Source organism: Proteus faecis, assembly GCF_003144395.1.
In the GTDB taxonomy this organism is placed as follows: Bacteria; Pseudomonadota; Gammaproteobacteria; order Enterobacterales; family Enterobacteriaceae; genus Proteus; species Proteus faecis.
Genome location: NZ_PENZ01000034.1, coordinates 530,310 through 541,858, shown reverse-complemented (window position 1 = coordinate 541,858; position 11,549 = coordinate 530,310). Strand labels below are relative to the sequence as shown.

Sequence of the window (11,549 nt, the reverse complement as noted above, 5' to 3'; positions counted from 1 at the left end):
GACAGTAAGCTATAATAGTGACAATAAGTTTAAAAATGACTATAACAGTTTTGAGGTAAACAGTTTTATATGACTCGATATGAACAGCTTGCAGCGCAAATACGCCAACAAATTGAAGATAATATTTGGCAATCTGGCGACCGTTTACCTTCATTGCGGGATACGGTGAAACAGTCAGGTTTAAGTTTAATGACGGTTTTACAATCGTATCAGCTATTAGAAAGCCAAGGATGGATAGCTGCGCGACCACAATCAGGTTATTACGTTGCACATCGTAACAACCGCTTTGGTCAAGTGACAGCTAGCAAAGGGTTACATATGAGTGAAAATGTTGAAATAAGCACCTCTATTTTCAATGTACTTCAAGCGTGTAAAGATCCTGCTATTATTCCTTTTGGTTCCGCTTTCCCCGATCCCAGCTTATTTATTCAGCCTAAATTAAGTAGGGCGTTAGCTTCTGCTGCAAGACATTTAGCGCCCCAAAGTTCAGTGATTAATCTACCTCCGGGAAATGAAAAGTTACGCCGTAACATTGCACAACGCTATGCATTACAAGGCATTCATGTCTCTCCAGATGAAATTGTCATTACGGCTGGTGCAATGGAATCACTAAGTTTTAGCTTGCAAGCTGTTACTGAACCGGGTGATTGGGTTGTGATTGAATCACCTGCATTTTATGGTGCATTACAAGCAATAGAGCGTTTACGATTAAAAGCGATTGCCATTAGAACAGATCCAGTAACAGGAATTTGTTTAGATGAACTCGAAAAAGTGGTTGAGCAATACGAAATTAAAGCCTGTTGGTTGATGAGCCATTGTCAAAATCCGTTAGGTGGAACAATGCCTGATGAAAATAAAATAAGGCTGGTGGACATATTAACGAAGAAACAGATAACGCTAATCGAAGATGATGTTTATGGTGAACTCTATAACAGCCAGAAAGCACCTATGCCAGTAAAAGGTTTTGATAAAACAAATAGCGTTTTACATTGCGCTTCTTTTTCTAAATGTCTTGCGCCGGGATTTCGTGTGGGTTGGGTTGCAGCTGGAAAACACGCAACAAAAATACAGCAGTTGCAAATGATGAGTACAGTATCTGCGAGTATGCCAACACAACAAGCTATTGCCGATTATTTGTCACAAGGTGGTTATGATACGCATCTTCGCCGATTAAGATTATTATTAGAACAAAGACGTTATCGCATGTTACAGGCAATACAAACATATTTACCAGAAGATGTAAAAGTGAATATTCCATCAGGAGGATACTTTCTTTGGTTAGAGTTTGAATCAACATTTGATGCGAATAAACTCTATCACTTTGCATTAGAAAGAGGAGTCAGTATTGCTCCCGGTTCAATGTTTTCCACTAGCTCCCAATTTGATCATGCATTTCGTTTAAACTCTTCTTTTCAATGGAATAGTCGTACTGAAAAAGGAATGGAAATAATTGGTGAAGGGTGCAAGAAATTACGACGTAAATAGCTGACGTCAGTGCACACTTTTAAAAGTTAACTATTGATTTATTGGCGGTAATCTCCAATGATTAATCCTTAACCTCATTATCAGACTGATAGCCAGATATTGCAGGAGGATACAATGAAGCTACGTTGTTTTGATCAACAAGAGTTACCGTTTATATCATGGAATAATCAAAAAGGCACAACGCAAGAAATTGTGTGCTGGCCAGTTAATAATGATTTTTCATGGCGAGCGTGTTTAACCTCTATCGAAGAAAATAGCTCATTAGGACAGTTTCCTGACATTGAACGGCAAATAGTGTTGTTAGAAGGTAATGGTATCAATTTAATTAGTCCAGATTTTCTTAGTCATTCTGTTACAGATGCTTATCAGCCTTTTGATTTTTCAGGTGATATCTATGTTAAATCTGAGCTTATTAAAGGCGGCGTAAAGTGCCTAAATATTATGGTGCGACGAACATGCTGGAAAGCAGAGACGACCTTAGTAACACAACCGCTTATTTTGCCTAGCTCTCATGCAGGGTTAATTTATGTCACTCAAGGTGAATGGACTTTACTAGGCGCGACTTGCCAAAGTTTATCGAAAGGACAGGGGGCTTGGTGGCTACCTGATATTCGAGAAGGTGAAATAAAGCCGTTAACCGCAAATTGCCAATTATTATGGTCAGATATTCGACCACTTAAATAGAGGCATTCTTGTGGTCAAATACTGACTAGAATAATAAATAGTGCTTAGGATTAAGGCTAATTTAAAGCCAAATTAATTGCCGCAAAAGTGAGTAATCCACCTGCAATACCATCGTTATAGCGACGACGTTTTTCACTTAAACCGCCTTTTAAGCCAATATAAGCAAAAAAGGTGCCGAGTAGACCATAAATAATTAAACAAGTCGTGATAAATATCCCAGATAACAGCAATGATTGTGTTGCGATATCATTATGATGATCAATAAAGTTTGGTAAAATAGCCAAATAAACTAATAGCCCTTTAGGATTAAGAAAACTAGTTAAAAAACCTTTACGAAATAAGTGTGAGGTTTTTGAGGCATCGAGAGCTAATTGGCCTTTTTTGCAGGCGGATATCAACATTTTGACTGCAAGATAACTGATATAAAACACACCAACCCATTTAAGTAAATGAAATAAAATGGGGGATGCTGATACTAAGGCGGCAAGCCCTAATGCGCTCAATAATGCATGAGTTAAATAGCCTGATATAACGCCAGTGTTGGCAATCCATGCTGATTTCATACCCCCGGATAGTCCTTGGGAGGAGATAAAAAGAATATCGGGCCCAGGTGTACATATCAGCGGTAGAACAGTCAGTGCAAATAATAATAAAGTGTTAAATTCCATCTTTTCACCTGACAGAGATAGTTTAAGAGGAAGATCGTTTTTGCTGTGAAATTTAGCGGAAAGATTATATGATGTTTTCGAAAAAATCGGGTTGCTTTGTTGCTAACAAAAAGAATTAATTGGCAATAAAATTCCACAAATAGAATTAAGGTTAATCTTTGATGTCAATAAAATTAGATAAAATAGATAAACATATTTTGCAGGTGCTTCAGCGTGATGGCAAAATCCAGAACATTGAGCTGGCAAAAGAGGTTGGACTCTCACCTTCTCCTTGTCTTCGTCGTGTGCGTTTACTCGAAGAATCGGGTGTGATCACTCGTTATGTTGCTGTATTAGATGGTAGTAAGGTTGATGCGGGATTATCTTTATTTGCAAGAATTTGGTTTAGAGCACAAGATGCTGAAACTATTGAAGAATTTGTAAAGGCTATCAAGGTATTACCTGAAGTGGTTGAGTGCCATTTAATGGCGGGTGAATGCGATGCTCTTATTCGAATAGTGACGAAAGATTTAGCAACATATCGTCGTTTTCATGCCGATTATTTAACGCAAATTCCAAGCATCCAAAGTATAAAAACAGAAGTACCAATGGAAACGGTAAAAGTGAGTTTTGCTTTACCACTTTAATTTTCTAATCATCTAGGTTTAGTTGATTTTTAATCATCACATAATATGTTAGTAGAGAAAGCCTCTAGTTAATTTAACGGAGGCTTTTTTATAACTACTTTTTTGTAACGATAAGTTAAATTATCCCGCTTTAATAATGGAGCTAATAAATAGCTTTATTATTATATTTAATTTCTTATTTAGATTATCAATAAAGAAATTTATTTTGATTGAGATGAATTGGCAAACTCTTTTGTGACAATTTCAGCAGCTTTAGCAATAATATCTTTACGGTTTTTTGCATCTTTTTCTTGTTGTGTAAAATAAACGACTAAAATTAATGGTGCATGGTTTTCTGGCCAAATAACGGCAATATCGTTAGTCGTACCATAATCACCACTGCCGGTTTTATCGCCAACAATCCAATGTTTTGGTAAACCCGCTTTAATACTGTGATCACCTGTTGTATTACCCTTTAACCAAGTAACAAGTTGTTGACGTTGAGATAGGCCTAATGCGTCACCTAATGTCAATGCCTGAAGGCTTTTAGCCATGGCAATTGGAGACGTCGTATCACGAGGATCACCATGAATTGCTGTATTTAATTCAGGCTCTTTACGATCTAGACGATAAGTTACATCATTAATTGAACGTGCAAATTGAGTGACTTTGGTTGGACCACCTAAATAATCTAATATTTTATTCATGGCTGTATTATCGCTATATTGCAATGTAGCCGCACTTAATTGAGCTAAAGACATTCCTGTTACTAAATGCTTTTCTGTAATAGGACTGTAAGCAACTAAGTCAGATTTTTTAATCGTAATGTTCTTATCTAATAATCCCGCTTGTTTTTCACTCTCTTTTAAAACAGCCGCAACAGCCATAACTTTACTTGTACTTGCCATCGCAAAACGTTCTTCACCACGGTATGTTATTTGTGAGTTATCTTCCGTGTTGATTAAAGCCACCCCTAAACGACCTTGACTGTATTTTTCAAGCTCACTTAATTGCGCTTCAATTGTATTATTGGTGTTAGCCCATAGAGTGGGGGATGCCAATAGAGATATTAATGAAACTGCGATCGCAGCAGTTTGGCGAAATGTTTTTTTAAACATAGTTATTGTTGCTCATATTAATTTAATGAAGAAAATATCAATATAAATAGACAGTTATTGCGTAGATATAGAGCCGTTTATTTATACGGTGCAATATCCTATTTAATTGATTTATTGACAATCGATAATAAATCACCTTAGCTTATAGAAAATCTAATGACTAAGCGTACTATGCGAACTCATCTCCCCCTAAATGCATTACGTGCATTTGAAGCTTCAGCAAGACATCTTAATTTTACCAAAGCGGCATTAGAGCTGTATGTCACTCAAGGGGCTGTTAGCCAACAAGTGAGGATGTTAGAAGATCGACTTGGTGTTACTCTTTTTAAGCGGTTACCTCGAGGCTTAGAAATGACGGATGACGCGCAGATCTTATTTTCTGTATTAACAACAGCTTTTAGTGATATTGAGCGTGTATTTAAACAATTTGAACGCGGTGAATATCGAGATGTGGTTTCCATTGCGGCTGTCGGCACATTCGCTGTGGGATGGTTGTTATCCAGATTGACTGAATTCAGGCAACTCTATCCAAGAATAGAAGTAAATTTGAGAACCAATAATAATGTGGTTAATTTAGCTACCGAAGGATTGGATTTTGCTATTCGATTTGGTGAGGGGTTATGGCCATTGACACATAATAAGGCACTATTTCCTGCACCATTGACGGTGTTATGTTCATCAGATACAGCGAAGCGTTTACAACATCCGACTGACTTAATAAATGAAAATTTATATCGCTCATATCGAGAAGATGAGTGGTTAAAATGGTTTGAAAAAGCAGAAATATCACCGATAAAAATAACGGGTTCTATTTTTGACTCTTCACGTTTAATGATTGAAAGTGCAATTTATGAAGGGGGAGTTGCATTAGCTCCAGCAAAAATGTTTTCAAGAGAAATTAAGAATGGACAGTTAGTACAGCCCTTTAAAATAGAAGTTGAATTAGGAAAATATTGGCTAACATATTTAAAGTCAAAGCCAATGACTGCATCAATGGAAATATTTCAGCAGTGGCTAATAAATGAAGCGCTAAAAGAGTGTTGTGAGTGATATAAAAAGCACTGATGAGTTTCAGTGCTATTTATTATTTTTACTCGCAGTATCTTCTTTCAATTATAAAGAAAAATGCTCTTTTACTATTTCTCGGCCTATTTCAATAGACGCCGTTGCAGCAGGTGATGGGGCATTACAAACGTGTAGTGAGCGTTTGCCTTTTACAAAGTGGAAATCATCTACTAATTTCCCTTCACGAGTTAACGCTTGTGCTCGAACACCCGCAGGGCCTGGATGAATATCTGCTTCACGTAAATCAGGAATGAGTTTTTGTGCATTTGCCGTAAATAGTTTTCGTGAATATGAGCGACGAAGCTCTGCCATTCCTTCACCTAAATAATTTCCAGCAATTTTCCAAAATCCTTTATAAGTGAGCACTTCAGCAAGATCTTTTAAATTAATATCGCTTTTTTTATAGCCTTCACGTTTAAATGCCAATACCGCATTAGGCCCCACATCGCGATGTCCGTTATACATGCGCGTAAAATGTACACCTAAGAAGGGAAAATCAGGGTTAGGTACAGGGTAGATAAGATGGTTTACTAAGTAGTTTTTATTACTATTAAGCATAAAGTATTCACCACGGAATGGGACTATTTTCATACCTGTGTCATAGCCTGCCATTTTAGCAATACGATCGCTAAATAAGCCGGCGCAGTTAATCAACCATTTGCTTGTAAATTGATTATTGGATGTTGTGATGGTGACAGTATCATCGGTTTCATTAATGGCTGTAACCGCTTGTCCAAACGCAAATTTTCCACCTCGTGATTGAATAATTTCAACATGTTTCGCCGCAATTTCAGGGTAATTTACAATACCTGCATCCGGAACTAATAGAGCTGCAATACCATTGACATAAGGCTCTCTGACTTTAAGCTCAGCTTCCGTCATTTTGATCACTTCAAGCCCATTTTCGATGCCACGTTGATAGATATTTTCTAATGCTTTTAACTCTGCTTCATTGGTAGCAACAATAACTTTGCCACAACGGTCATAATAGAGATTATGTTGTTGGCAAAACGCATATGTCGTAATATTGCCTTGTTTTGCTAACCTTGCTTTAAGGCTTCCTGGCGTGTAATAAATTCCTGAATGAACAACATTACTGTTATGCCCACTTTGGTGAACAGCAGGGCCTGATTCTTTATCAATCACCAGTAATTTAAGTTCAGGTTGGCTTTCTTGTAATGCACTGGCAACGCCTAATCCGACTAATCCTGCACCGATGATAATAACGTCATAAGTCATAATATTATCCATTTTACAAAGAGTGAGTTAACTGATTTTTTGTTGTAAACGCTTTAATTTGCCACGTACATTGGTTAAATGAAGACGCATTCTATGGCTTGTTTCATCGTGATCTTGTTGGCGTATTGATTCAACAATTGCCTCATGTTCTGCAATAACACGTTCTGTTTCTATTTCTCGACCTTTATTTTGGCTTAATGAATACATTAATACCCCAAGATAAAGTTCATGCATGTTATCTAAGATCCGAACAAAAAAAGGATTATGGGAAGCGACCATAATAGAACGATGAAATTGATAATCTTCTTCATGACCAATGTTTTTATTTTTTTTGGTTGCTAAAATAAAGGCTTGATGCGCGTTTTCAATAGTAAGTAATTCTTCTGGTGTCCGACGTAAAGCGGCAATAGCAGCCGCTTCATGTTCAATGACCTCACGCATTTCAAGCAAAGAATCTATCTCTTGAGGACGTGCAATTTCCATTACAATAGGTTCATATTTACTCAAGATAGAATGGTCTATAACTCGTCGCCCTCCACCTTGACGAGAGGTAATAATTCCACTCGCTTCTAAGACACCTAATGCTTCTCTGATAGGGACTCGACTGACGCCAAAGGCGTCAGCAAGTACATTTTCAGAAGGTAACTTTTCACCAATAGGGTAAGTTCCGTTGCTAATATTTTGCTTTATCTGCTCAAGAATTTGATGCGACGCTTTTTGGCGTGAGATCTTTTGTATCATCTAGTTTTCTCCAGATACATGCCCCATATTGGTTAACTGTTTTTTAGACCGTAATAAATGGAATGCACCGGTTAATAGGATCAAGGCGACACCTAAAAGGTCGGTATATAAGCCCGGTTTAATCATTAGAATTGCCGCGGCTGCAAATGCAATACGCTCAAACCACGTTGTTTTAATCATCCAGAAGTTTGCCGTTGCGATACTGAGTGCATAAATTCCGATTAATGCACTAATAACCATTAATCCAATGGAAAGTACACCTAAATTATCGCCTTGCATCAGTAAAGCAGGGTTATAGACTAAAATAAACGGAATAATAAAACCTGGAAGTGCTAAACGAACCGCATCCCATGAGGTTTGCATTGGATCAGCTCTTGCAATACTCGCTGCAGTATAACTTGCTAATGCCACTGGTGGGGTAATATTGGATAAAGCACCAAACCAGAAAACAAAGAAGTGAGCGGCTAAAGGCATTACACCCGCCTTAATTAAGATAGGTGACACTGTAACGGCTACGACAATATATAACGCTGTCGAAGGCAAGCCCATACTTAATACAATACACACCAGCATAACGACTAATAAGATCATCCATAAGGTGTTATCTGTCATTGAGACAATATTAAAGGCTAATGTTGCACCAATACCTGTCATTGTAACAACGCAGATAATGACGCCAATAGCAGCACAAGCAACCGTTACTTGAACAGAGCCTCGAGCTGCTTCAGCTAAAGCATCAGCAACTTTAGTTAAGGTCATTCGGACTGATTTATCAGGCGTTATCCAACTTGCCACTATAATGGTCAGAATACCTAAAAAGCCAGCATAAATAGGTGTTTTCCCCACTAATAAGGTGCCAATAACAATAATTAAAGGTAGTAATAATAGACCTCGTGCTTTCAATACGGCTTTAACTTGTGGAATATTCTCTTTACTTAAACCTTTTAATCCTTGTTTTTTGGCTTCGATATCAATTGCCATAATTAAGGCTGCGTAATACAGCAATGCTGGAATAATCGCTGCAATAACAATGGTGGTATAAGAAATACCTAAAAACCCTGCCATAATAAATGCAGCAGCCCCCATAATAGGTGGCATTATCATACCGCCTGTTGATGCCGTCGCTTCTACGGCACCAGCAAAACGAGGTGTCAATCCAATGTTCTTCATTAAAGGAATGGTAAAAGTACCTGTTGTTGCAACGTTGGCAACAGCACTACCACTTAATGAACCAGTTAAAGCGGATGAAATAACCGCGACTTGAGCAGGGCCACCACGGCGACGTCCCGCAAGAGCAAGTGCTAAGTCATTAAACAGTGCTGTTGCACCACTGACACTTAAGAACGAGCCAAAAAGAATAAAGACAACAATCGCTGTTGAGGCAGTTGAAAGGGTGATCCCAAAAATGCCTTCACTGGTCATAAATAAACGATATAACAATCTTTCTACAGAGAACCCTGCATGACCGAAAATACCCATAAAATACTGGCCAAATAAAGCATAGATAATGGCGAAAGTTGCAAGTCCTGGAATGAAATATCCAGTAGTTCTTCTTGCTGCTTCAAACAGTACAATAATTCCTAATATAGCCATGACGTAATCGGTAGTATTTGGAATACTTTTTCTTACAACGTGAAGATCAACGTAATTAAAGAAAAAATATCCATAACTGATTAGTGTTAAAGCAATAAAAAGATAATCCCATCCATTAAATTTAGGCGTTGAAAAACGCTTAGAGAATGGAAATAAAATAAAGCCTAAAATTAAAATACCGCTAAGAAAAATAGTATTACGGTAAAATTCTTGAGTATTTGATAATGCGTTGGAATAAATAGCGTAAAGCGAAATTAATATTGCAAGAGTCGTGGTAATTTTCAGGTAAATACCTGCAAGTTGGCGATTGCCGGAGCTTGCTTCTTTATCTAATGCAGGTGGCTCTACCGGAGTTAGGTGGTCATTGTTAGTCATAACTCACTCCTGTTATTTATTATTAGTCTGCGTTTGAGCTTCTGGTGGAATAAGGTAATCAGGGATCTCTAATCCGATTTCTTTGTAGTAGCGGTAAGCCCCTAAATGTAATGGTACAGAAACACCTTTTAATGCATTTTCTGTGGTGATGTACTTGGCTGCACTATGGACTTGATGAACCTCAGGAAGGTTCTCAAACATGGTTTTTGTTAACTCATAAACCAGAGCATCATCAATGTTGGTTGTGGTCATTAAGATATTAGGTTGAGCAATCGTATTGACCATTTCAGTTTGACGAGGGTAGGTATTGGCGGGGATTTCAAAACGAAACCATGAATTCGCTACATGATTGATATCATCAAGCTGCTTATCTGTGACTTCGAGTAATTTTGCACTGACACCACTTGCGTACATATCAGTTACCGCAGAAGCGGGCACCCCAGCAGGTAATGCACCACCATCAAGGCGACCATCTCGCATGGCCGAAACGGTATCGCCATACCCTAGATATTCAGGTGTGATATCTTTTTTAGTTAAATTAACGCCTTGAAGAATAATAATCGTGGATTGTTCAGTACCACTGGCTTGAGGGCCTACAGAAAAGCTAGTTGCGCGAATATCGTCTAACGTACCAGTTTTTACTTTGTTATCCATTAAAACAAAGTGTTCAACATTCGGCCATAACATAGAAATTGAACGCAGATCTTTTTCTGGTTTGCCTTCAAAATTACGCACGCCTTCATAAGCCTCTACGGCTAAAAGGCTTTGCAGTATTGAAAGTTGAGCTTCATTTTTCTGCATTAAATAGATATTTTCTATTGAGCCTGCAGAAGATTGTCCTGTAACTTGAACACCTCTATCCTTAAGATGTGTACTCCATACGTTTGCTAAACCTACTCCCATCGGATAATACGTTCCTCCTGTTGAAGCGGTTGCTACAGAGAGAAATTGTTTATTCGCATTCTCTTTTTTGCCGATTACTGCTAATGAGACAACAGCAATAACAGCAACAATACCGATGGCAAGCTTTGTTTTTCTTATTCTCATGATGTTGTTCCTGTACATAAAAACGCAGGTGAATGTTTCACACCAACTTGTATACAACATGACAACTTTTATAGAAATAAGGAACGTTAAGAAATTGTGAGGTTGATTAATTAAATCAAAACAAAAAAATAACATTTTGTGATCAATATAGTAATTATGCAATTTTTAATCATAATTATGGTGATAGTCATAAAACACAAAAGAAAATATCAATAACTTGCTAGCGAAACGATAAAATGAGCTAAAAAATAGCCTATTTATCGATAATAAAAAATAAAATGAAAAAATAGAGGGATCAGAAAATTGTTAAATCATCTGATAAAGAAAGGAGAAAAATAGGCTATTTTAGTGTTAAGAAAATAAGTAACGTTTAGCAATAATTGCAGAACTTATAGCACAATGGAAAGTACACCTGTCGCAATCAGCACAAACATCGCTGACCAAATTAATGCAGAAATAGCACTGGTAATATAAATAGTGTATGTGGGTAGTTTTAGTAAGCCGGCACTAAAAGGAGTTAAATAACGAAATACTGCAAGGAATCGAGAAATAAATAAGATGTAGTGAGTTTTATTTTTCAATAGTTGCTGAACACGATTAATTTTTGTCTGATAACGCTTAACCCATGCTCTAAGTCGAGGAAATCGATAAATAGAACGACCTAATTCATAGCTAATAATTGAGCCTAAAAGTGCGCCACAACTGCTTGCTAACCAAAGAAAAACAGGCGAATAAAGAGGTAAGCAAGCACTAAAAATAAAGATCAACATTAAAGATGCAGGAGGTAAAAATGAAGAAATACCAATAGTCGATTTTCCAGCTGTGATTAATATTATGGAAAGAAAAAGTGTAATAGGAGATAAATGACCCAGTGAATTTAATAGGGAGTGAATAAGTTCCATTTTATTATCTCCAGCAACAAAATAAAC

General features: G+C 37.4%; 11 protein-coding genes. 4 read left to right on the top strand and 7 right to left on the bottom strand.

The features are described from left to right. The first annotated feature begins 69 nt into the window (after positions 1–69). Together DK858_RS12110 and DK858_RS12105 are read left to right on the top strand one after the other, a co-directional pair. The gene (locus DK858_RS12110) at positions 70–1,485 is read left to right on the top strand and encodes an aminotransferase-like domain-containing protein (protein WP_109397627.1); all 1,416 of its coding nucleotides are present in this window, start codon (positions 70–72) and stop codon (positions 1,483–1,485) included. Positions 1,486–1,599: 114 nt separating this feature from the next. Beyond that, the gene (locus DK858_RS12105; protein ID WP_109397626.1) at positions 1,600–2,169 is read left to right on the top strand and encodes a HutD/Ves family protein; all 570 of its coding nucleotides are present in this window, start codon (positions 1,600–1,602) and stop codon (positions 2,167–2,169) included. Between the two features lie 56 nt (positions 2,170–2,225). Here DK858_RS12105 and DK858_RS12100 read toward each other — a convergent pair whose 3' ends face one another. After that, positions 2,226–2,837 (bottom strand): LysE family translocator, encoded by a 612-nt coding sequence (locus DK858_RS12100; protein ID WP_072064053.1) that lies wholly within the window; start codon positions 2,835–2,837, stop codon positions 2,226–2,228. Positions 2,838–2,998: 161 nt separating this feature from the next. On the opposite strand from DK858_RS12100, the gene DK858_RS12095 reads away from it, so the two are divergent. Then, positions 2,999–3,463 (top strand): Lrp/AsnC family transcriptional regulator, encoded by a 465-nt coding sequence (locus tag DK858_RS12095; RefSeq protein WP_023582027.1) that lies wholly within the window; start codon positions 2,999–3,001, stop codon positions 3,461–3,463. Between the two features lie 200 nt (positions 3,464–3,663). On the opposite strand, the gene bla is transcribed toward DK858_RS12095, so the two are convergent. Continuing rightward, positions 3,664–4,560 carry a class A beta-lactamase gene (bla, locus tag DK858_RS12090; RefSeq protein ID WP_109397625.1) on the bottom strand — a complete coding sequence of 299 codons (897 nt, stop codon included), beginning with the start codon at positions 4,558–4,560 and terminating at the stop codon, positions 3,664–3,666. Positions 4,561–4,731: 171 nt separating this feature from the next. Between bla and DK858_RS12085 the strand changes: the two genes are divergently transcribed. After that, positions 4,732–5,610, top strand: coding sequence for a LysR substrate-binding domain-containing protein (locus DK858_RS12085; protein WP_109397704.1), 879 nt, complete (start codon positions 4,732–4,734; stop codon positions 5,608–5,610). A gap of 63 nt (positions 5,611–5,673) precedes the next feature. On the opposite strand, the gene lhgO is transcribed toward DK858_RS12085, so the two are convergent. The 5 genes from lhgO to DK858_RS12060 all read right to left on the bottom strand — a co-directional run bounded on the left by lhgO (position 5,674) and on the right by DK858_RS12060 (position 11,522). Further along, positions 5,674–6,876, bottom strand: coding sequence for an L-2-hydroxyglutarate oxidase (gene lhgO / locus DK858_RS12080; RefSeq protein ID WP_109397624.1), 1,203 nt, complete (start codon positions 6,874–6,876; stop codon positions 5,674–5,676). A 15-nt stretch (positions 6,877–6,891) separates the two neighbouring features. After that, positions 6,892–7,605, bottom strand: coding sequence for a FadR/GntR family transcriptional regulator (locus DK858_RS12075; RefSeq protein WP_109397623.1), 714 nt, complete (start codon positions 7,603–7,605; stop codon positions 6,892–6,894). After that, positions 7,606–9,573 (bottom strand): TRAP transporter permease, encoded by a 1,968-nt coding sequence (locus tag DK858_RS12070; protein ID WP_109397622.1) that lies wholly within the window; start codon positions 9,571–9,573, stop codon positions 7,606–7,608. It lies immediately after the preceding gene. Between the two features lie 12 nt (positions 9,574–9,585). Beyond that, positions 9,586–10,620: a TAXI family TRAP transporter solute-binding subunit gene (locus DK858_RS12065; RefSeq protein ID WP_109397621.1), complete on the bottom strand. Its 1,035-nt coding sequence runs from the start codon at positions 10,618–10,620 to the stop codon at positions 9,586–9,588. 389 nt (positions 10,621–11,009) lie between these two features. Then, complete coding sequence (locus DK858_RS12060) at positions 11,010–11,522, bottom strand: DedA family protein (RefSeq protein WP_109397620.1); 513 nt, start codon at positions 11,520–11,522, stop codon at positions 11,010–11,012. Positions 11,523–11,549 lie beyond the last annotated feature (27 nt).